The 19,373-nt window shown below is 65.5% G+C and carries 22 protein-coding genes; 13 read left to right on the top strand and 9 right to left on the bottom strand.

Annotated features, from left to right (window positions below):
- The first annotated feature begins 5 nt into the window (after positions 1–5).
- From ACE3OO_RS00630 to ACE3OO_RS00610, 5 genes are read left to right on the top strand one after another with little or no spacing between them, the layout of a single operon-like run.
- A complete protein-coding gene (locus tag ACE3OO_RS00630; protein ID WP_374298633.1) occupies positions 6–1,010 on the top strand; it encodes a septal ring lytic transglycosylase RlpA family protein in 1,005 nt (334 codons plus the stop codon).
- Positions 988–2,172, top strand: coding sequence for a D-alanyl-D-alanine carboxypeptidase family protein (locus ACE3OO_RS00625; RefSeq protein WP_374298631.1), 1,185 nt, complete (start codon positions 988–990; stop codon positions 2,170–2,172). The genes ACE3OO_RS00630 and ACE3OO_RS00625 overlap by 23 nt, the downstream gene beginning before the upstream one ends.
- Positions 2,169–2,825, top strand: coding sequence for a dTMP kinase (gene tmk, locus ACE3OO_RS00620; RefSeq protein ID WP_374298630.1), 657 nt, complete (start codon positions 2,169–2,171; stop codon positions 2,823–2,825). Before ACE3OO_RS00625 ends, tmk begins: the two co-directional genes overlap by 4 nt.
- Entirely contained in the window at positions 2,822–3,952 is a 1,131-nt protein-coding gene (locus tag ACE3OO_RS00615) for a DNA polymerase III subunit delta' (protein WP_374298627.1), read from the top strand. Before tmk ends, ACE3OO_RS00615 begins: the two co-directional genes overlap by 4 nt.
- Positions 3,953–4,001: 49 nt before the next feature.
- Positions 4,002–4,757 carry a Crp/Fnr family transcriptional regulator gene (locus ACE3OO_RS00610; protein ID WP_374298623.1) on the top strand — a complete coding sequence of 252 codons (756 nt, stop codon included), beginning with the start codon at positions 4,002–4,004 and terminating at the stop codon, positions 4,755–4,757.
- A 12-nt stretch (positions 4,758–4,769) separates the two neighbouring features.
- Here the strand turns inward: ACE3OO_RS00610 and ACE3OO_RS00605 are convergent, their stop codons facing one another.
- From ACE3OO_RS00605 to ACE3OO_RS00580, 6 genes are read right to left on the bottom strand one after another with little or no spacing between them, the layout of a single operon-like run.
- The gene (locus ACE3OO_RS00605; RefSeq protein WP_374298621.1) at positions 4,770–5,585 is read right to left on the bottom strand and encodes an alpha/beta fold hydrolase; all 816 of its coding nucleotides are present in this window, start codon (positions 5,583–5,585) and stop codon (positions 4,770–4,772) included.
- On the bottom strand, positions 5,572–5,964 hold the full coding sequence (locus ACE3OO_RS00600) for a hypothetical protein (protein ID WP_374298618.1): 393 nt from the start codon (positions 5,962–5,964) through the stop codon (positions 5,572–5,574). Before ACE3OO_RS00600 ends, ACE3OO_RS00605 begins: the two co-directional genes overlap by 14 nt.
- Complete coding sequence (locus ACE3OO_RS00595) at positions 5,961–6,332, bottom strand: MaoC family dehydratase (protein ID WP_374298616.1); 372 nt, start codon at positions 6,330–6,332, stop codon at positions 5,961–5,963. Before ACE3OO_RS00595 ends, ACE3OO_RS00600 begins: the two co-directional genes overlap by 4 nt.
- Before the next feature lie 5 nt (positions 6,333–6,337).
- A complete protein-coding gene (locus ACE3OO_RS00590; RefSeq protein WP_374298613.1) occupies positions 6,338–7,837 on the bottom strand; it encodes a long-chain fatty acid--CoA ligase in 1,500 nt (499 codons plus the stop codon).
- Between the two features lie 11 nt (positions 7,838–7,848).
- Positions 7,849–8,619, bottom strand: coding sequence for an enoyl-CoA hydratase/isomerase family protein (locus ACE3OO_RS00585; RefSeq protein WP_374298611.1), 771 nt, complete (start codon positions 8,617–8,619; stop codon positions 7,849–7,851).
- Positions 8,620–8,623: 4 nt separating this feature from the next.
- Positions 8,624–9,256: a TetR/AcrR family transcriptional regulator gene (locus tag ACE3OO_RS00580; RefSeq protein WP_374298609.1), complete on the bottom strand. Its 633-nt coding sequence runs from the start codon at positions 9,254–9,256 to the stop codon at positions 8,624–8,626.
- A gap of 276 nt (positions 9,257–9,532) precedes the next feature.
- Here ACE3OO_RS00580 and ACE3OO_RS00575 point away from each other — a divergent pair, with 276 nt between their 5' ends.
- From ACE3OO_RS00575 to ACE3OO_RS00540, 8 genes are all read left to right on the top strand, one after another.
- The gene (locus ACE3OO_RS00575; RefSeq protein ID WP_374298607.1) at positions 9,533–10,732 is read left to right on the top strand and encodes a substrate-binding domain-containing protein; all 1,200 of its coding nucleotides are present in this window, start codon (positions 9,533–9,535) and stop codon (positions 10,730–10,732) included.
- 76 nt (positions 10,733–10,808) lie between these two features.
- Positions 10,809–11,591, top strand: a complete 783-nt coding sequence (locus tag ACE3OO_RS00570; protein ID WP_374298605.1) for an ABC transporter ATP-binding protein — start codon at positions 10,809–10,811, stop codon at positions 11,589–11,591.
- Positions 11,588–12,313, top strand: coding sequence for an ABC transporter ATP-binding protein (locus tag ACE3OO_RS00565; protein WP_374298602.1), 726 nt, complete (start codon positions 11,588–11,590; stop codon positions 12,311–12,313). The genes ACE3OO_RS00570 and ACE3OO_RS00565 overlap by 4 nt, the downstream gene beginning before the upstream one ends.
- Positions 12,310–13,332, top strand: coding sequence for a branched-chain amino acid ABC transporter permease (locus ACE3OO_RS00560; RefSeq protein WP_374298599.1), 1,023 nt, complete (start codon positions 12,310–12,312; stop codon positions 13,330–13,332). The genes ACE3OO_RS00565 and ACE3OO_RS00560 overlap by 4 nt, the downstream gene beginning before the upstream one ends.
- Positions 13,333–13,347: 15 nt before the next feature.
- Positions 13,348–14,430 carry a branched-chain amino acid ABC transporter permease gene (locus tag ACE3OO_RS00555; RefSeq protein ID WP_374298596.1) on the top strand — a complete coding sequence of 361 codons (1,083 nt, stop codon included), beginning with the start codon at positions 13,348–13,350 and terminating at the stop codon, positions 14,428–14,430.
- Positions 14,427–15,284, top strand: coding sequence for an alpha/beta fold hydrolase (locus ACE3OO_RS00550; protein WP_374298592.1), 858 nt, complete (start codon positions 14,427–14,429; stop codon positions 15,282–15,284). The genes ACE3OO_RS00555 and ACE3OO_RS00550 overlap by 4 nt, the downstream gene beginning before the upstream one ends.
- Positions 15,285–15,345: 61 nt before the next feature.
- Complete coding sequence (locus ACE3OO_RS00545) at positions 15,346–15,843, top strand: Fur family transcriptional regulator (RefSeq protein ID WP_374298590.1); 498 nt, start codon at positions 15,346–15,348, stop codon at positions 15,841–15,843.
- Positions 15,844–16,001: 158 nt separating this feature from the next.
- The gene (locus ACE3OO_RS00540) at positions 16,002–16,472 is read left to right on the top strand and encodes an aminoacyl-tRNA deacylase (protein ID WP_374298587.1); all 471 of its coding nucleotides are present in this window, start codon (positions 16,002–16,004) and stop codon (positions 16,470–16,472) included.
- Positions 16,473–16,485: 13 nt separating this feature from the next.
- Here the strand turns inward: ACE3OO_RS00540 and ACE3OO_RS00535 are convergent, their stop codons facing one another.
- From ACE3OO_RS00535 to metC, 3 genes are read right to left on the bottom strand one after another with little or no spacing between them, the layout of a single operon-like run.
- Complete coding sequence (locus ACE3OO_RS00535) at positions 16,486–17,241, bottom strand: enoyl-CoA hydratase (protein ID WP_374298584.1); 756 nt, start codon at positions 17,239–17,241, stop codon at positions 16,486–16,488.
- Positions 17,242–17,253: 12 nt separating this feature from the next.
- Positions 17,254–18,108, bottom strand: coding sequence for a GNAT family N-acetyltransferase (locus tag ACE3OO_RS00530; RefSeq protein ID WP_374298581.1), 855 nt, complete (start codon positions 18,106–18,108; stop codon positions 17,254–17,256).
- The gene (metC, locus tag ACE3OO_RS00525) at positions 18,108–19,289 is read right to left on the bottom strand and encodes a cystathionine beta-lyase (RefSeq protein ID WP_374298578.1); all 1,182 of its coding nucleotides are present in this window, start codon (positions 19,287–19,289) and stop codon (positions 18,108–18,110) included. Before metC ends, ACE3OO_RS00530 begins: the two co-directional genes overlap by 1 nt.
- Between the last annotated feature and the right edge of the window lie 84 nt (positions 19,290–19,373).

Raw genomic sequence — 19,373 nt, 5'->3', positions numbered from 1 at the left:
CCCGCTTGGCCGGCCTGGTCCTCGCCGCCACATTCGGGCTGGCCGGCTGCGCCGAAACCACCCTGTTCAACCATGCCGCCAAGTCGGTCATCCGGGGGGGTGATTCCCAGGCTTCGGGCGCGGGCAAGGGCGGCATCTACAAAGTCGGCAATCCCTATCAGATCAATGGCGTCTGGTATTACCCCAAGGAAGACCCGAATTACGACGAGACCGGCATCGGTTCGTGGTATGGCGAGCAGTTCCATGGCAAGCAGACCGCCAATGGCGAGGTTTTCGACCTGAACGAAGTGACGGCAGCGCATCCGACGCTGCCGATGCCCTCGCTGGTCCGCGTTACCAACCTGGAAAACGGCCGCTCGATCGTGGTGCGCATGAACGATCGCGGCCCTTATGCCAATAATCGTATCATCGACCTATCGCGCCGCTCGGCCCAGCTCCTCGGCTACGAGCGCCAGGGCACCGCGAAAGTGCGCGTGCAATATATCGGTCCGGCTCCGCTGGGTGGCGAAGCGGCGCCGACCATGGTGGCCTCGCGCAGTGCCGGCGGAGACGAACGCCCCGCCGCCGCGCCGCGTGGCGGCGTCTCGGCCGAAGCCCTGCCGCCGCCGCCCGGTGTGAAGGGCAAAACCGCGGAAATCACCAAACCGGCCGAAGGCCAGCCGTCGCCGATGCAGATCCTCGCCGCGCAGCGGCCGGCGGAAGGGGCGGTCGCGGCCAAGCCGGTCGAGGTCGCCTCCACCGACCTGAAGCAGCAGAAAGTGGATATCGGCCCGGCGCGCGGCGGCCAGATCTATGTGCAGGTCGGGGCCTTCACCCTGCACGAGAATGCGCACAAGCTGGCCGCCCAGATGTCGCTGATCGGCCCGGCCAACGTGACATCCACCTTCGTCAACAAGCAGGAATTCTTCCGGGTTCGCCTCGGTCCCTTCAACCAGGTGACCGCCGCCGACCAGGCCTTGCAGCAAGTACTCAGTAACGGACAGACCAATGCGCGTATCGTCGTTGAATAAGTTTGCCGCCCTCTGCCTTGCCGCCGTGCTGGCGGCGGGCCTGACCCGCCCGGCCTTTGCCCAGTTGGGACAGGTTGAAACCGTGGCGCGGCAGATGATCCTGATCGATGCCGACACCGACACGGTGATCTTCGAGAAGAATGCCGACGAGTTGATGCCGCCCTCGTCGATGTCGAAGCTGATGACGGCCTTCATGGTGTTCGAGCAGCTCGCCGCCGGCAAGCTGCGCCTGGACGACATGCTGCCGGTCAGCGAGAAGGCCTGGCGTATCCAGGGCTCGAAGATGTTCGTGCCGCTGGGCGGCCGCGTGAAGGTGGAAGACCTGCTGCGCGGCGTGATCATCCAGTCGGGCAACGATGCCTGCGTGGTGCTGGCCGAAGGCGTCGCCGGCACCGAGGAACGATTTGCCGAGATGATGACCGACCGCGCCCGCGCGCTCGGCCTGAAGAACAGTACCTTCCGCAATGCCTCGGGCTGGCCCGATCCGCAGCACCTGACCACGGCGCGCGACCTGGCGATCCTGGCCAAGCAGCTGATCCGGCATTTCCCGCAGTATTACCATTTCTACTCCGAGAAGGAGTTCACCTACGGCGTCGACCAGGTGACCAGGAAGCCGATCACGCAGGGCAACCGCAATCCGCTGCTGTACAAGGATATCGGCGCCGATGGCCTGAAGACCGGCCACACCGATGCGGCCGGTTACGGCCTGACGGCTTCGGCCAAGCGGAGCGACCGCCGCCTGATCCTGGTGGTGAACGGCCTGAAGAGCATGAACGAGCGGTCCCGCGAGTCCGAGCGGCTGCTTGAACTGGGCTTCAGCCAGTTCGACAATTACAAGCTGTTCAGCGCCGGCGCGGTGGTGGACGAGGCCGATATCTGGCTGGGCGATGCGGCGCGCATTCCGCTGATCATCGACCGGAACGTGACCCTGACCCTGCCGCGCCAGACCAAGAACAACGTGAAGGTGACGGTGTCTTACGACAATCCGATCCCGGCGCCTGTCGTCAAGGGTACGCCGGTGGCGACCCTCACCGTGGCCGGCAAGGATGGCCCGCTGCTGGAACTGCCGCTGGTGGCGGGCGCGGATGTGCAGCAGCTTGGTTTCACCGGCCGCATCAGCGCGGCGGTCGGCTATCTGCTGTGGGGCGCGAAGAAGCAGTGACCAGCAGCTTTCCCGGGCGCTTCATCACCCTGGAAGGCGGCGAGGGCGCCGGCAAGTCCACCCAGATCAGGCTGCTGGCAGACCGGCTGGCCGAACGCGGCATCGAAACGCTGCTGACCCGGGAGCCCGGCGGTACGGCGGGGGCCGAGGCGATCCGCAGCCTGCTGGTGACCGGCGAGCCCGACCGCTGGGATGCCATGACCGAAACCCTGCTGCATTACGCCGCGCGCCGCGCCCATGTGGAAAAGACGGTGAAACCGGCGCTGAGCCGCGGCGCCTGGGTGATCTCCGACCGCTTCGCTGACTCCACCATGGCCTATCAGGGCTATGCCGGCGCCGTGGGACGCGACGTGGTGGCCGCGCTGCACAAACTGGTGCTGGGCGATTTCGCACCCGATCTGACCCTGGTGCTCGATCTGCCGGTGGCAACCGGGCTGGCGCGGGCGAAACAGCGCATGCATGGCCATAAGGCCGCCGAAGACCGGTATGAGCGCATGGGCCGCGACTTCCATGAAAAGCTGCGCGACGCCTTCCGCGACATCGCCGCGCGCGAACCGCAGCGCTGCCACCTGATCGATGCCGATCGCGACGTGGACAGCGTGGCCGTGGCGCTGTGGCAGGTCGTGGTGGCGCGGTTTAGTCTGAAGCCATGAGTGGTCACGATCCGCAACAGGCTGCGACCTGGGGGCCGCGCCATGCTTCCGTGCTGTTTGGCCATGCCGCGGCCGAGAAAGCCCTGCTCGAGGCATGGGCCTCGGGCCGGCTGCCGCATGCCTGGCTGATCACCGGGCCGCGCGGCGTGGGCAAATCGACCCTGGCGTTCCGTTTCGCGCGTTTCCTGCTGGCTCATGGTCCGGCTTCCGCCATCGACAGCGGCCCCAGCCTGTTTGGCGATGCGCCGGTTCTGCCCGACACGCTGGCGATTCCGGAAGAGCATCCGATCTTCCACCGCATCGCCAGTGCGGGCCATGCCGACCTCATCACGGTGGAACGCAGCTGGGACGACAAGGCCGAGCGCTGGCGCGGCGACATCGTGGTGCAGGATGTGCGCGCGGTGAACGAGCGGTTCGGCATGACGGCGGCCGAGGGCGGTTATCGTGTGTGTATCGTCGATGCCGCCGACGACATGAACGTGAATGCGGCGAACGCATTGCTGAAGATCCTGGAAGAGCCGCCGCCCAACGCGATCCTGCTGCTGATCAGCCATGCGCCGGGCAGCCTGCTGCCGACCATCCGTTCGCGCTGCCGCCGGCTGGCGCTGAAGCCACTCGATGACGGGGCTCTGCTGCCGGCGCTGGATCGCCTGCTGCCCGATCTGGATGCGGCCGAGCGGCGTGGCCTCGCAGTGCTGGCAGAGGGTTCGCCGGGCCGCGCCGTGATGCTGGCGGCGCAGGGCGGGCTGAAACTGCTGCATGGCCTGCTCGACATGGTGGGGCAACTGCCCAAACCCGATATCGCCAAGCTGCATGCCTTCGGCGATGCCATCAACCGCGACAAGAGCGGGGCGGGATTCCACCTGATGACCGAATTGTTCCGCTGGTGGCTGGCGCGGCTGGCCCGTGCCGCCGCCGCCGACCGGATCGGCGGGGCCGGCTGGGCGGAAATCTTCCCGGGCGAGACGGCTTTGGCCCGCCGTTTGGCGACCTGGCAGGGGCCGGAACGCTGGGCCGAGGACTGGGAACAGTTCGGTCGCTTGCTCGATCGCGGGGAATCGGTCAATCTCGACCGGAAGCAGATGCTGCTCAATCTGTTTGCGGCATTGGGGCGAGCCGCCCGCTAGGCTGGCTGCCCCGGCCGTTTGCCGCCGGTTTTGCGGCAAGGGGGATCCAATGACCGAAGAGACCGTCAAGACCACCGGCAGGGGCCGGGCGGCCGCGTTATCGGCACCCGACAGCCTGGAGAAGATCGACCTGCTGTGCGACCTGAGCCCCGCGGCGCGCGCCGAGGTGGAACGGGCCTGCCAGTGGCGCCGGTTTGCCTCGCATGAACAGATCCTCGACCGCAACAGCGACAGCCGCGATGTGTATTTCGTGGTGGAGGGCACGGTGGAGGTCGTGAATTTCTCGGGCAACGGCCGCGAGATCTCCTATGCCCTGGTGTCTGCCGGCAGCTATTTCGGCGAGATCGCCGCCATCGACGGCGAGCGTCGTTCCGCCAGCGTGGTGGCGCAGACCACCTGCCGCCTTGCCACCCTGCCGCCGAAGGCTTTCGAGGCCCTGCTGGCGCGCGAACCGGCCGTGGCATTGAAGGTGATGCGGCGGCTGACAACCATCATCCGCGCCAACAACGAACGCATCATGGATCTGGCGACGCTGGGGGCGATCCAGCGCGTCTATCGCGAATTGCTGAAGCTGGCGCGGCGCGACCCGTTGAATACCGATGGCTGGCTGATCTATCCGATGCCCAAGCAGCACGAGATCGCCCGCCGCGCCGCCACCACCCGCGAAACCGTGGCGCGCGTGCTGGCCAACCTGCTGCATGGCGGGCAGATGACCCGCAAGGACAAGACCTATTACCTGACCGACCGCGAGGCGCTGGAGCAGGCAATCGTGCGGCTGGACGTGCGCCAGCACGGCGTGGTCTGAACCGGACCGGCGCTAGAGCCTGTCGAGGAAGTCGCGCAGCGCGGCATTATAGGTATCCGGCATCTCCAGATGCGGTGAATGTCCGGCGCCATCGAGGCAGCGGCGCTGGGCACCGGCGATATTGGCCGCCAGCCATTGGCTGACGGCGGGTTCGTAAAGCTGGCTCTCATTGCCGTGCAGGATCAAAACCGGCAATTCCAGTTGCGGCAGCAGCCAGCGGTAATCCTGTTGTGCCATCGACTGCCACAACGTCGCCATGGCCGCGCCATCGTTCCGCGCCATCTCCTCACCGATCCATCTCACCAGGGCCGGATCGATCCGGCTGTCGCGCGCGAACAGATGGGGCAGGGCGTTATGGGCGTAGGATTCCCAGTCGGTGCGCATCATCTGCATGGCGGTTTCGCTCTGCGCCTGGTCGAAGCCGTTGCGGATGCCGAACTGCCATTCGCGGTCGTTGACGATGCGGGGTGTCATGTCCTCGATCACCAGGCCGGCCAGCGATGCGCTGCCATAGCGGGTGATGTAGTCGAAAGCCACCATGGCGCCCATCGACCAGCCGACCAGCACGGCCTCGTGCAGATCATGCGCATTGAACATGACGTGTAACTGGTCGGCCAGATATGGAATGGTCAGGTCGGCAGGGGCTGCAGGCGAATGACGATGACCGGGCAGATCGGGCAGCAGGATGCGATACCGCGCGCCGAAAGCGGCGATCTGCGGCGCGAAATAGCCGCCATGGGCGGCCCAGCCATGCAGGAAAACCAGCGCGCGCCCGTTTTGAAGCCCGCTTTCGGCAACATACATCGCGGAGCCCTTAAGCGCCGACATCCTGGGCCAGCACCAGCGCGCGGCCGCGGCAGATCACGGTGCCGGTTGCGTCCATGCAAGTGGTGGCGAGATCGACCAGATGCTTCTCGGGGCGGAGGCGCGTGATCTCGACCTTTGCCGTCAAAGGCTGGCCGACAGGGGCGGGTCGTTCGAATTGCATTTCCTGTTTCAGGTAATTGGTGCCAAAGCCCGGCAGCTCGACACCGAGCAGATACGAGAACAGCGCGCCGATCAGCGGTTCGGGCACGGCCTGCAATGCGGCGCCATCATGGGCTGCCAGTTGCTGGAACAGACGCAGGTCGTCGGCCGAGAAGCTGCGGGTGACGCTGGCATGATCGCCGACGCGCATGCCTTTCAGGGTAACGGCAGTGTCGGTCATGACAGGGTGATCTCCGTCTGGCCGTCCAGCACCACGGCGCCATCGGCAATGCGGGTGACCTTGGCGGCATAGCTGCGGCGGCCTTCGCTGGCGGCGGTTTCGTCCAGTTTGAAACGCAGGGCTTCGCCGGCATAGGCGGGGTTGGGGAACATCATGCTGTGGCTGATCTGGCGCGCACCGGGATGCTGTCTCTGCAGCAGGCCCCACAGCACGGTATAGAGCAGCATGCCGTGGCTGACTGTACGGCCAAAGCGCGTGCGGGCCGAAAAATCCGGGTCGACATGGATCGGGTTGTTGTCGCCGCTCACCCTGGCAAACAGGTCGAATTCGGCCTGGGTCAGGGTGCGGTCATGGCTGATCGAAGGCATGGCACTCACTTTCCGGCGGCGCGGTTGCGCAGCACGTGTTTCTGGATCTTGCCGGCGGCGGTGCGCGGGAAATCATCGACGACGTCGATGTATTTCGGCACCTTGTAGGCAGCGAGATTCTGCCGGCAGAAGGCGCGCAGGCCTTCCGGGTCGATGCTGGCGCCGGGCTGCGGCAACACGCAGGCACGGCCGACCTCGCCCCATTTCTCGTCCGGCACGCCCAGCACGGCGCATTCCAGCACACCGGGGAATTTGTAGATCACGATCTCGACTTCGGCCGGATAGACGTTTTCGCCGCCCGAGATGTACATGTCCTTGATGCGATCGACGATGTAGTAATAGCCATCGGCATCGCGCCTGGCCACGTCGCCGGTCTTGAGCCAGCCGTCGCGTGTGAAGGCCGCTTTCGTAGCTGCTTCGTTGTTCCAGTAGCCGGGCGTGACGCCGGGGCCGCGGATCTGCAACTCGCCGGCCTCGTTGGCGGGCAGGGGATTGTCGTCCAGGTCCACGACGCGCACCTCGGCCAGGATCTGCGGCTTGCCGACCGAACCGATCTTGGCCTCGGCATGGGCGGTATCCATCAGAAATACCGTCGGACCGGTCTCGGTCATGCCCATGCCGTTGCACACCTTCACGCCGCGCGCGGCGAATTGCGCGATCAGCGTGGCCGGCAATGGCGCGCCGCCGCAGCCCCAGGACCGTACTTTCGAGAAATCGGCCGTGCCGAAATCCTTATGCAGGCTGATCGCCTGGTAGATGGCCGGCACGCCGAAGAAGGCGGTGCAGTCGCCCGCCTGCAGGGCGGTCATCACCGGGTCGATCTCGAATTTCTTCAACACCCCTACCGTGCCGCCATGCATCAGTACCGGCAGGGTATGCAGGTTGATGCCGGCGGTGTGGAACAGCGGCAGGAAATTCAGGGTCGTCTCGGTGGAGGTGAGGTCGATGGCCTGGCCGATATTGATGGCATTGGCATAGGCCATGCCCGGTGTCTGGATCACCGCCTTGGGCTTGCCGGTGGTGCCCGAGGTATAGAGCATGTACCAGACGCGGTCACTGGCCCAGTAGGTGTCGAAGACACCCGGCGTGGTGCTTGCGACGACGGCTTCATAATCGGCGTAAGAGAGCAGATCGAGGTCGTAGATCCGCGCCAGTTCATCGGCCACGGCGGCATTGTCGGCATCGAAGATCAGCAGCCTGGGTGCGGCATCCTGCACCACGGGGCCAAGCTCCGGCGCCGGCTGGCGCCAGTTCAGCGGCACCAGGATGGCGCCCAGCTTGCCGCAGGCGAACAGGATTTCGAAGAAGGTCGCGCTGTTCAGGCACAGGATCGCGACGCGGTCGCCGGTCGTCACGCCGCTGTTGCCCAGCCAGGCGGCGAAGCGGCAGGCGCGGTCGTCCAGGTCGCGGTAGCTGAGGGCGCGGCCGCTTTCCGGTTCGATGAAAGCGGTCTTGTCCGGCGTCAGTTCGGCACGCCGCGCCGCGATGTCGAAAACCTTGTGCATGGTTTCCCCCGTTATGCCGACTTGCCGAGGAAACGCGCCATGCCATGATGGGCCTCCTCGCTGTCGATCTGTTCCAGAAAGGACTGCTTTTCCTGCTCCAGTGCGGCGACGATGGCGGCACGACGCGCGGGCGGCAGCAGGTTGGCTTTGGTGTGGCGCATGGCGCCGGGCTGCTTGGTCGTCATCTCCTGCAGCCAGCCGTCGATGGTGGCATCCAGCGCGTCCGGCTCGACCAGTGCGGTGGCAAGGCCCAGCCGGACGGCTTCGGTGGCGCCGATGCGGCGGTTGCGCAACTGGATTTCGCGTGCCGCAGATTCACCGATGCGGGCGGGTAGCAGGGCGGTCCAGCCGCCATCGGGGCTGAAGCCGACTTCGGTGTAATAGGGCTGGACGAAGACCTGCGGTGTGATCGCGACCAGATCACAGGCGAGCAGGAAGCCGAGCGAACCGCCGGTGACCGGCCCCTGGATGCGGCCGAGCACGGGGATCGGCAGGTCGAGCAGGGCGAGGATGCAGTCGTTCAGGCCACCGACCAGCCCATCGGCATAGGCACGGCGCTGGCCCTGCGGCACGGCGAAGAAGCCGCCGACATCGCCGCCGGTGGAAAAACTGCGCCCCTCGGCCTGCAGCACCAGCGCGCGCAACTCGGGGATCGCGGCAACGCGCGCCAGATCCTGCTTCAGCGCGGCGATCAGGTCCGGCACCAGGCTGTTATGCCGCTCGGGCCGATTGAACGTCAGCCGCGCGACCGCTCCGGCAATCTCGAGACGGGTGAGAGGCATTGGATTAGCGTGCCGCCATGCCATGCGCCAGCAGGGCGGTGGCGACATCGACGATGGGATCGAGCGGCGCTTTCGGGTCCCACAGGCCGTAGCGCTGGCCGAGGAAGACGGCGATGCCCATCAGCATCCAGGCGCGCACCTCGATGGCATTCTCGGTGCCGCCAGGCGTGATTTCGCCGCGTTTCTCGGCCGCCGCCAGGGCGATCCGATAGGATTTGGCGAATTCGGTGTAGTACTGGCGATAGACCTTCTCGTCGACGAACTGCGATTCCTCGACCACCTTGTAGAGGTCGGGGTTGCGACGCACGAAATCCAGGAAGGCGCGCAGGCCCAGCCGTTCGGCCTCGATACGGTTCTTTGCCCCTTCGGTGGCCTCGGTCAGGTGATGGCGCAGCATGCGGCCCATATGCAGGACCAGCTCGCGCATCACGTCTTCCTTGCTGCGGAAGTAGATATAGAAGGTGCCCTGAGCGACGCCGGCCTCAGAGGTGATGGTGCTGATCGAGGCCTCGGCGAAGCCGCGGCGGCCGATTTCGCGCTTGGCGGCATCCAGGATCTTGCGGCGGGTCATCTCGCCCCGGCCCGTCTTGGGCAGGGGTAGGGTGCGCTTCTTGGCTCTCGGCGCGGTATTCAACATGATTCATCCGTCATGTTTGGATTATCCGTCGTTTCCTCCGCCCACGGCCGAAATCGTCGGAATCCAGCTTGACGGGCTTATGGCGCAAGGCTACGAATAGTCGAGACATGAATCAAGTGTCATGTTTGGCGGGCGTCCATTGCGGACGGCGCCCCGTCACCGGCACCGGGACCACCCGGGCCGCAGCCAAGGGAGGAGCACGATGTCGCGCATAACGCACGCCTGTAGTCGCGTCTCCATCGCCAATCGTCCGCAATCGTCGCAAGGGAGAACACAATGCAGCGCGTGATGAAGACGGCGGCGTTCGCCGCCGCCCTGATCGCCGGCAGCGCCATGACCGCGCAGGCCGCCGATCTCAAGATCGCCCTGATCGCCAGCAAGACCGGCCCGCTTGAAGCCTATGCCAAGCAGACCGAAACCGGCTTCATGATGGGCCTGGAATACCTGACCAAGGGTTCCATGACCTGGCAGGGCCGCAAGATCCAGGTGATCGTCAAGGACGACCAGTTCAAGCCCGACGTGGCGAAGTCGCTGCTCGAGCAGGCCTACGGCGACGACAATGTCGATCTCGCCGTCGGCACCACGGGTTCGGGCGGCGCGCTCGCGATGCTGCCGGTTGCCGAGGAATTCAAGAAGATCCTGATCGTCGAGCCGGCCGTGGCCGACGCGATCACCGGCGAGAAGTGGAACAAGTATATTTTCCGCACCGCGCGCAACTCGATGCAGGACGCCTATGCCGCGGCCGCTTCCTTCCCCACGTCGGGCGAAGTAAACGTGGCCACCCTGGCACAGGACTATGCCTTCGGCCGCGACGGCATCAAGGCGATGAAGGATGCGTTGTCCACCCTGCGTCCGAATGTGAAGGTGGTGTTCGAGGAATACGCCCCGACCCAGACCACCGACTTCACCGCCTCGGCCCAGCGCCTGTTCGACGCGCTGAAGGACAAGCCGGGCAAGAAAATCATCGCCATCGTCTGGGCCGGCCCGCATCCGCTGCCCAAGATCGCCGACCTGAAGCCGGAGCGTTTCGGCATCGAGATGGCGCCGGGCGGCAACATCCTCCCGGTGATGAAGCTGTACAAGCCGTATCCGGGCATGGAAGGCGCGATCTATTACTACTACGACTTCCCGAAAAACCCGATGAACGACTGGCTGGTGACCGAGCACAAGAAGCGCAACAACGGCGCCCCGCCTGACTTCTTCACCGCCGGTGGTTTTGCCGCCGCGTCGGCTGCGCTGACCGCCATCCAGAAGGCCGGCGGCACCAACACCGACAAGCTGATCGCCGCCATGGAAGGCATGGCCTTCGACACCCCGAAGGGCACCATGTTCTTCCGCAAGGAAGACCACCAGGCGATGCAGCAGATGTATCACTTCCGGGTCAAGAAGGACGGCAAGGACGATACCGATCTGCTCGATCTCGTGCAGGTGATCCCGGAATCGGCCATGCCGCTGCCGATCCGCAACAAGCGCTGATTATCGCTCACCCGGCCGGGACGATCCGTCGTCCCGGCCATTTTCATATCCGGCCCCCATTTCCATATCCGGTCTTATGTCTGCGACGCCAACCCTTGAAACCCGCAACCTGACGATCCGCTTCGGCGGCCATGTCGCCGTCAATGCCGTCAGTTGCGCCTTCCACCCCGGCACGCTGACCGCCATCGTCGGGCCGAACGGTGCCGGCAAGACCACCTATTTCAACCTGATCTCGGGCCAGCTCAAGGCCACCGCCGGCCACGTGCTGCTGCGCGGCCATGATGTCAGCGGGCTCACGGCTTCGGCGCGCACCAAGCGCGGCATGGGGCGCGCGTTCCAGCTCACCAACCTGTTTCCCAATCTCACCGTGATGGAAAACGTGCGCCTGGCCGTGCAGTCGCGCGCCGGCGCCGGCATGCAACTGCTGCAACTGTGGAGCCATCGCCGGGACCTGATCGAAAAAGCCGACAACCTGCTGGATTCCGTGAAGCTGCTGGAGAAGCGCAACGCCATGGCCGGCGCGCTGCCCCATGGCGACCAGCGCAAGCTGGAGGTGGCTTTGCTGCTGGCGCTGGAGCCCGATGTGTTCATGTTCGACGAACCCACCGCCGGCATGTCAGTCGATGAAGTGCCGACCGTGCTGGACCTGATCCATGGCATCAAGGCGCGCGGCGACAAGACCGTTCTGCTGGTCGAGCACAAGATGGATGTGGTGCGCTCGCTGGCCGACCGCATCATCGTGCTGCATAACGGCACACTGGTTGCCGATGGCGAGCCGGCGACGGTGATCGCCTCGCCGGTGGTGCAGGAAGCCTATCTGGGCCTGTCGCCGGAATCAGCAGGGGAGGCCGCGCGATGAAGGACGCCATCCTGCGCCTGGAAGGCGTGCATACCCATATCGGGCAGTATCACATCCTGCACGGCGTCGACCTCGTGGTGCCGCGCGGCCAGCTCACCATGCTGCTGGGCCGCAATGGCGCCGGCAAAACCACCACTTTGCGCACCATCATGGGCCTGTGGCAGGCGTCGAAAGGCCATGTGCATTTCGACGGCCGCGACATCACGAAGCTGCCCACGCCGGAAATCGCGCAGGGCGGCATCGCCTACGTGCCCGAGAATATGGGCATCTTCGCCGACCTCACCGTGCGCGAGAACATGATCCTGGCCGCCCGCAACGGCGAGATCGATCCAAAACGCCTGAAATGGATTTTTGGCCTGTTTCCGGCACTGGAGAAATTCTGGTCGTTGGCCGCCGGCACGCTGTCGGGCGGGCAGAAGCAGATGCTGGCCATTGCCCGCGCCATCGTCGAGCCGCGCGAACTGCTGCTGATCGACGAGCCGACCAAGGGCCTGGCGCCGGCCATCATCATGAACATGATCCAGGCTTTCCGCGAACTGAAGTCCACCGGCGCCACCATCCTGCTGGTGGAGCAGAATTTCATGGCCGCCAAGCTGCTCGGCGATACGGTGGCCGTGATGGACGACGGTCGCGTCGTGCATCGCGGCGCCATGGCCGAACTGGCAGAAGACACCGCGCTGCAGCAGAAACTGCTGGGCCTGAGCATGGACGCGCATCAATGACCGCCGCTGCCGCCACCACCACCGAAACCGCCGTACTGCCCAAGGTGAAGACCGACTGGCTGCCGGCCCTGCTGGTGCCGATCCTGGCCCTGGCCGCCCTGCCGCTGGTGGGCAGTTTCTCCACCTGGGTCACGCTCACCGTGGCGGCGCTCGCCATGGGCATGATGATCTTCCTGATGGCGTCGGGCCTCACGCTGGTCTTCGGCCTGATGGATGTGCTGAATTTCGGCCATGGCGTGTTCATCTCGTTCGGCGCCTATGTCAGCCTGATCGCGTTGGGGCCGCTGGCCGGCTGGGTCGAGAGCCCGAATATCTGGCTCAATATCGCCGTGCTGCTGGCCTGCATCATCGTTGCCATGCTGGTGACCGGCGCGCTGGGTTATGCCTTCGAGCGGGTGGTGATCCGTCCGGTCTATGGGCAGCATCTGAAGCAGATCCTGATCACCATGGGCGGCATGATCGTGGCCGAACAGATGATCCATGTGATCTGGGGCGCCAGCCCGATCCCGCTGCGGCTGCCCGAAGGTTTGCGTGGCGCCATCGTGGTGGGCGAGGCGGCGATGGAGAAATATCGCGTGATTGCCGTGGTTCTGGGGCTGGTGGTGTTCGGCCTGATGCATCTGCTGCTCAACCGCACCAAGATCGGTCTGCTGATCCGCGCCGGCGTGGAGAATGCCGAGATGGTGGAGGCGCTGGGCTACAAGATCCGTCGCCTGTTCGTCGGCGTGTTCATCGCCGGTTCGGCGCTGGCCGGCCTGGGCGGCGTGCTCTGGGCGTTTTACCGTCAGACGCTCACCGCCGGCATGGGCATGGAAGTCAACGTGCTGATCTTCATCGTCATCATCATCGGCGGCCTGGGCTCGATCGGCGGCTGCTTCGTCGGCGCCATCCTGGTGGCGCTGGTAGCGAATTACACCGGCTTCCTGGCGCCCAAGCTGGCGCTGGGGTCCAGTATCCTGCTGATGGTGCTGGTCCTGCTGTGGCGGCCGCAGGGCCTCTATCCCGTGGCCAAGCGGTAAGGGAGGGACGCCTTCATGCTGCCGAACAATCCCATCCACAGCATCCTTTCGGGCGACTATCCGCGCTCGAAGGCGCTGTCGGCCGCGCTGGTCATCGTGCTGTTCAGCCTGGCCTTCGCGCCCTTCCTGTTTCCGGGCAGCCAGCCGCTGAATGTCGCCGCCAAGATCTGCGTCTTCGTGATCCTGGTCGCCAGCTACGATCTGCTGCTGGGTTATACCGGCATCGTCTCGTTTGCCCATACGATGTTCTACGGCATCGGCGGCTATGGCGTGGCGATCGCCATGTACAATTTCAACGCCGGCTGGGGTGCGCTGGGGCTGGGCGTGCTGGCGGCGCTGGTGCTGGCGATGCTGCTGGCCCTGCTGATCGGTTTGTTCAGTTTGCGGGTGCGGGCGATCTTCTTCGCCATGATCACCCTGGCGGTGGCTTCCGCCTTCGCCATCCTGGCCTCGCAACTCAACGAGATCACCGGCGGCGAGGACGGCCGCAGCTACCGCATCCCGGAAATGCTGCGCCCGGCCTTCCGCCTGTTCGACGAGCCGGTGCTGGGCGTGATGATCAATGGCCGCATCCTCACATACTACCTGATCTTCTTCGCCGCCCTGATCCTGTTCCTGCTGGCCCTGCGGGTGGTGAATTCGCCTTTCGGCCGCGTGCTGCAGGCGATCCGCGAGAATGATTTCCGCGCCGAGGCCCTTGGATATCGTGTCGTGGTCTATCGCTCCATCGCCAACTGCCTGTCGGCCGGCATGGCGACGCTGGCCGGCGTGCTGATGGCCCTGTGGCTGCGCTATACCGGGCCCGACACCACGCTCAGTTTCGCCATCATGATCGACATCCTGCTGATGGTGGTGATCGGCGGCATGGGCACGCTGTATGGCGCGGTGCTGGGCGCCACCATTTTCATCCTGGCGCAGAATTACCTGCAGGTGCTGATGGGCCAGTTCAGCGGCATGCTGGAAGCCGCCGGCATTCCCTTGCTGCCCGGCCTGTTCCATGCCGACCGCTGGCTGCTCTGGCTCGGCATCCTGTTTGTGCTCAGCGTCTATTTCTTCCCGGTCGGCATCGTGGGCAAGCTTCGGCAGATGAAATCATGAGGCCTGAAGCCATGACCGTGCGCTCGCGCTATTACGATCTGCTCGACCGCTCGGTCCATTGCCTGGAATGGGGCGACGAGGCCGCGCCGGCGGTGATCCTGTGGCACGGCTTTGCCCGCAATGCCCATGACTTCGAACATCTGGCCGCCGCCCTGGCCGACCGCTACCGCCTGATCGCCCCCGACACCATTGGCCGGGGCCTCAGCGCCTGGAGTCCGGAACCCGATACGGAATACACCGTGCCGTTCTATGCCCGGCAGGCCGTGGCGCTGCTCGATCTACTGAAACTGCAGACCGTGCGCTGGGTGGGTACCTCGATGGGCGGGCTGATCGGCATGGTTTGCGCCGCCACGGCCCTGAAGGACCGCATCACCCATCTGGCGCTCAATGACGTGGGCCCGGCCATCGCGCCGAATGCCGTGCAGCGCATCCTGTCCTATGCCGGCACGCCGCCCAGCTTTGCCAGCCTGCCCGAACTGGAACAGTATTTCCGCACTATCTATGCGCCGTTCGGCATTGCCTCGGATGCAGGCTGGCGCCGTCTGGCCGAGACTTCGGCTCGCCGGCTGCCCGATGGCCGGCTGACCACCCATTACGACCCCGAGATCGCCGCCGTGCTGGGCCGCCAGAGCGCGGGCGCCTCGGGCGATGCCTGGCCGATCTACGACCAGATTCTGGCCCGGACGCTGCTGCTGCGGGGCGCCATCTCGGATCTGCTGAGCGATGAAACCGCCGCCGAGATGACCCGGCGCGGCCCAAAGGCGCGGCGCGTCGACATTCCCGGCATCGGCCATGCCCCGGCGCTGGATACGGCCGAGCAGGTGGCCCTGATCACGCAATTCCTGGCCGAATAGGGGGATACCGGACCCCGGGCGGGCCGTTGGCCCCGGCAGACGGCCGCCCTATACTGGTTTTATGTCCAGCGCCTCGCCTCAGCCCCATACTCACGCCCATAGTCACCGGCACGGCCATGATCATGCGGCCTGCATCAGTGATGCCCTGAGCCGGGCCGAAGCCCATTGCGCCACGACCGGCGCCAAGCTGACGCCGATCCGCCGCCGTGTCCTGGAACTGATCTGGCAGAGCCACAAGCCCGCCGGCGCCTATGACCTGCTGGCACAGATGGGTGGCGACGGCCAGAAGGTGGCGCCGCCCACCGTGTATCGCGCGCTGGATTTCCTGGTCGAGCAGGGATTGGTGCATCGCGTCGAAAGCCTCAATGCCTTCATCGGCTGCACCCATCCGGGGCATGCCGTGCAGCAGGAAATCTTCCTGTGCAAAACCTGCGGCACGGCCATCGAGATCAACGATCCTGAACTGAGCCAGCGTATCCTGCAGGATGCCAAGGGGCTGGGCTTTACGGTGGAGCGCCAGACCATTGAGGTCGTCGGCATCTGTCGCGACTGCCGCTGAAGCGCGGCGGAGGGGCGGGATTCCGCCAAAACAGTTTTCTTGCGGATTGCCTGATCGGGTGTAGCCTGTAGGGCATCGGCGGCGCGGCCGAAAACTGTTCCAACATTCAGGCGGCGACCGCTCCCTTGCCAGAGGCCCCCTTGCCAGAGGAGGAAGCGATGGGACTCGCGATCAGCCTGCAGGAATATCTCGACCGCTGCGATGTACCCTACGAAGTCATCGAACATCAGCGCGCCAACACGATGCGCGCGGCGGCACATTGCGCGGGTGTGCCGGAAGACAAGGTGGCCAAGGCGGTTCTGCTGGAAGATGAAGACGGCTACATGCTGGCTCTCGTGCCGGCCTCATGCGCCGTTGAACTCGGGCGGCTCGGCAAGCTGCTGCACCGGCGGGTCGGACTGGCGACGGAAAACGAGGCGATCGAATTGTTCGGGGATTGCGAGACCGGTGCGATTCCGGCACTCGGCACGCCCTATGGCATCGAGGTGGTGATCGACGACCGGCTGGATGGCTGCGACGATCTCTATTTCGAAGGCGGAGACCACCGCAGCCTGGTGCATATCCGCGGCCGCGACCTGCAGCGCCTGCTGCCGCAGGCCATGCATGCCCGGATCGGCACCGCGCACTGAGCCGTATTCTTTATCAGCCGAATTTGGGCGGCCGCTTTTCGAAGAAGGCGGTCATCGCCTCGCGTGCTTCCGCCGATTTGAGCTGGCTGCGGAAATACACGCCCTCGGCGGCCATCTGGCCGGCGATGTCGCCGCGCGTCTGGCGCAGAAGCTGCTTGGTCAGGCGCATGGCCGTTGGCGGCTTGGCGGCCAGCTTGGCGGCCACCTTCATGGCTTCGGCCAGCACTTGGTCATCGGCATACACGGCATTGGCGATGCCGTAGTCCTTCGCCGTCGCGGCATCGAAAGGCTCGCCCAGCAGCAGCAGTTCGGCGGCGCGGTGATAGCCGATCATGGCGGGCAGCAGCAGCGAGGAGGCCGCCTCGGGCACCAGCGCGAGGTTGACGAAGGGCAGCGACAGGCGTGCCCCGGCACCGACATAGACCAGATCGCAATGCAGCAGCATGGTGGTGCCGACGCCGACGGCAACGCCGCTGACCGCCGCGACCAGCGGCTTGGAGGCCGTGCTGATGGCGCGCAGGAAACGGAAGACCGGGCTGTCGTCGCCCTGCGGCGGGTTGTTGAGGAAATCCTGCAGGTCGTTGCCTGCGGTGAAGGCGCCGCCATTGCCGGCGAACACGATCACGCGCACGGCGGCGTCAGCCTCGGCGGCCTCCAGTGCATCGGCCATCGCGGCATACATGGCGCTGGTCAGCGCGTTTTTCTTGTCGGGCCGGTTGATGGCAATGGTCAGGATGCCATCGGCCTTGTTGGTCAGAATCTCGCTCACGGCGCAGCTCCCCTACTGTTTGAACAGCAGGATCGCATAGTCGCCGATGGCCGTGAAGCCTAACGCAGCGTAAGCGGTTTTTGCCGCCTCGTGGTCGGTGGGGGTGAACAGGATCGCCAGGGACGCGCCCTCGCTCCGCGCGCTTGCCAGCGCGCCGGCCACCACCGCCCGGCCATAGCGGCGGCTGCGGAATTGCGGCGGCGTCCAGACATTGCCGACCTGCACGGCATCGGGCAGGCGCGCGTTGAAGCAGCAGCCGGCCACGGCATGGGCACCGTCGAGCAACAGGAACTGGCTGCCTTCCGCAACCCAGCGTTCCACTTCGGCGCGGCAATGCTCTGCGGTGGCTTGCGAAGGTGTCCCCCCCAGCGTTTCCTTGGTGAAGGCGATACGCCATTCGGTCAGCAGTTCAAGATCGGCGGGCGTCGCAAGCCGGCAGGTCAGGGCCTGGTTGGGCAGCGGGGGTGGCTGGCGCAGATCGCCCAGATTCAGGGCCATCAGCACTTCCTTTGACCGCAGGGTGCGATAGCGGTCGTCCAGCGCCAGGGCCTCCTGGGCATCCAGCGCCTGCTGCCAGGGCCCGAGGATGCCGGCGACGGCGCGATTCGACACGGCGGCCTTGGCGACAGCACCGGCATGGCCCGGCGCGAACACGGCCAGCATGCCCTGCCAGTAATGCGCGGCGACGCCGATGATGCGGCCGCCTTCGAACGCGCCGGCATAACGGCCCTGATAGGACTGCGTGCCGTCCTGGATGCCACCATGTGCCAGGTTGCCGCGCAGGATCATGGTTTCGGCGACATGAGCGCGCAGAAAATTCTCCAGCCTGGGCTGGTCCTGTGGCGTAAGGAGGCGGATATCGGTCATCAGCCTTGCGCCTTGTTCAGGCGGTCGAAACCGGCTTTCAGGTCGGCGATCAGGTCTTCGGTCGCTTCCAGGCCGATATGCAGGCGCAGCAGCGGCCCGTGGTCGCGCCAGGGTTCGGCGCTGCGGATGCCGTGGGGCTTGGCCACGGTGACCAGGCTCTCGAAGCCGCCCCAGGAATAGCCGATGCCGAAGAGTTCGAGGTGATCGACGAAGGCAGCCACCGCGTCGTCGCTGTATTTGCGGTCCAGCTCGAAGGAGAACAGGCCGCAGGCGCCGAGGAAATCGCGTTTCCAGATCGCATGGCCCGGATCCTGCGGCAGGGCAGGGTGCAGCACGCTGGTCACTTCCGCGCGGCCGCGCAGCCAGTCGGCCACGGTGATGCCGCTTTCCATGTGACGCGGCAGGCGCACCGCCATGGTGCGCAATCCGCGCAGCCCCAGAAACACCTCGTCCGGGCCGGCATTGTTGCCCAGCGCGCGGGCGCTGTCGCGTAGCATCGGCCAGGATTCCTTCGTCGCGATCACCACGCCCAGCATCGCATCGGAATGGCCGACAATGTATTTCGTCGCCGCATGCACCGAGAGATCGACGCCGTGGCTGAAGCTCTTGAAATAGAGCGGCGTGCCCCAGGTGTTGTCCATCGCCACCTTCGCGCCGTGCTTGTGCGCGATCTCGGCCATGGCCGGCACGTCCTGCATCTCGAAGGTGAGCGAGCCGGGCGATTCCAGGAAGACCAGCGATGTGTTGGGCCGCAGCAGATCCTTGATCCCGGCATTGATGGTGGGGCGGAAATACTCGGTCTCGACGCCCAGCCGCTTCAGCACGGTGTCGCAGAAATGCCGGGTCGGGCCATAGACGCTGTCGGTGACCAGGATGTGGTCTCCCGCTTTCACCGCGCTGAGGATCGCGCCGGAGCAGGCGGCGGCGCCCGAAGGAAAGCTGATCGCGCGATAGCCGCCTTCCAGCTCGGCTAGGGTATTCTCGAAGGCGTAGGTCAGCGGCGTGCCGATGCGGCCATAAGACGTCACCTGCTCGTCGCGCTCGCGGGCGGCATAGACTTCCTTCAGCGTCTTCAGGTCGGGCTGCAGGATGGTCGAGGCGCGATAGACCGGGATATTCACCGCGCCGTGGTGGCCTTCCGGATCGCGGCCGAGCGTGGCGAGCTTGGTTTCGTCTTTCATGGCGGACTCCAAATCTGAGCCCCGACTATCGCAAAGGCCGGCGTCAATGAGAAGACTTGGCCAAGCAGGCTGGGGCAGGCTTCC

It is taken from the genome of Ferrovibrio sp. (genome assembly GCF_041906005.1).
Classification (GTDB): Bacteria; Pseudomonadota; Alphaproteobacteria; order Ferrovibrionales; family Ferrovibrionaceae; genus Ferrovibrio.
This window is presented reverse-complemented; position numbering and strand designations above follow the sequence as displayed.

Bases quoted from the DNA above. Each gene is read 5' to 3' on its own strand.
- ACE3OO_RS00605 (WP_374298621.1), bottom strand. From the start codon at position 5,585: ATGTCGGCGCTTAAGGGCTCCGCGATGTATGTTGCCGAAAGCGGGCTT.
- ACE3OO_RS00595 (WP_374298616.1), bottom strand. From the start codon at position 6,332: ATGCCTTCGATCAGCCATGACCGCACCCTGACCCAGGCCGAATTCGAC.
- ACE3OO_RS00565 (WP_374298602.1), top strand. From the start codon at position 11,588: ATGAAGGACGCCATCCTGCGCCTGGAAGGCGTGCATACCCATATCGGG.
- ACE3OO_RS00585 (WP_374298611.1), bottom strand. From the start codon at position 8,619: ATGCCTCTCACCCGTCTCGAGATTGCCGGAGCGGTCGCGCGGCTGACG.
- ACE3OO_RS00615 (WP_374298627.1), top strand. From the start codon at position 2,822: ATGAGTGGTCACGATCCGCAACAGGCTGCGACCTGGGGGCCGCGCCAT.
- ACE3OO_RS00600 (WP_374298618.1), bottom strand. From the start codon at position 5,964: ATGACCGACACTGCCGTTACCCTGAAAGGCATGCGCGTCGGCGATCAT.
- ACE3OO_RS00530 (WP_374298581.1), bottom strand. From the start codon at position 18,108: ATGACCGATATCCGCCTCCTTACGCCACAGGACCAGCCCAGGCTGGAG.
- ACE3OO_RS00555 (WP_374298596.1), top strand. From the start codon at position 13,348: ATGCTGCCGAACAATCCCATCCACAGCATCCTTTCGGGCGACTATCCG.
- ACE3OO_RS00580 (WP_374298609.1), bottom strand. From the start codon at position 9,256: ATGTTGAATACCGCGCCGAGAGCCAAGAAGCGCACCCTACCCCTGCCC.
- ACE3OO_RS00545 (WP_374298590.1), top strand. From the start codon at position 15,346: ATGTCCAGCGCCTCGCCTCAGCCCCATACTCACGCCCATAGTCACCGG.
- ACE3OO_RS00560 (WP_374298599.1), top strand. From the start codon at position 12,310: ATGACCGCCGCTGCCGCCACCACCACCGAAACCGCCGTACTGCCCAAG.
- metC (WP_374298578.1), bottom strand. From the start codon at position 19,289: ATGAAAGACGAAACCAAGCTCGCCACGCTCGGCCGCGATCCGGAAGGC.
- ACE3OO_RS00575 (WP_374298607.1), top strand. From the start codon at position 9,533: ATGCAGCGCGTGATGAAGACGGCGGCGTTCGCCGCCGCCCTGATCGCC.
- ACE3OO_RS00550 (WP_374298592.1), top strand. From the start codon at position 14,427: ATGAGGCCTGAAGCCATGACCGTGCGCTCGCGCTATTACGATCTGCTC.
- ACE3OO_RS00625 (WP_374298631.1), top strand. From the start codon at position 988: ATGCGCGTATCGTCGTTGAATAAGTTTGCCGCCCTCTGCCTTGCCGCC.
- ACE3OO_RS00570 (WP_374298605.1), top strand. From the start codon at position 10,809: ATGTCTGCGACGCCAACCCTTGAAACCCGCAACCTGACGATCCGCTTC.
- ACE3OO_RS00590 (WP_374298613.1), bottom strand. From the start codon at position 7,837: ATGCACAAGGTTTTCGACATCGCGGCGCGGCGTGCCGAACTGACGCCG.
- ACE3OO_RS00610 (WP_374298623.1), top strand. From the start codon at position 4,002: ATGACCGAAGAGACCGTCAAGACCACCGGCAGGGGCCGGGCGGCCGCG.
- ACE3OO_RS00540 (WP_374298587.1), top strand. From the start codon at position 16,002: ATGGGACTCGCGATCAGCCTGCAGGAATATCTCGACCGCTGCGATGTA.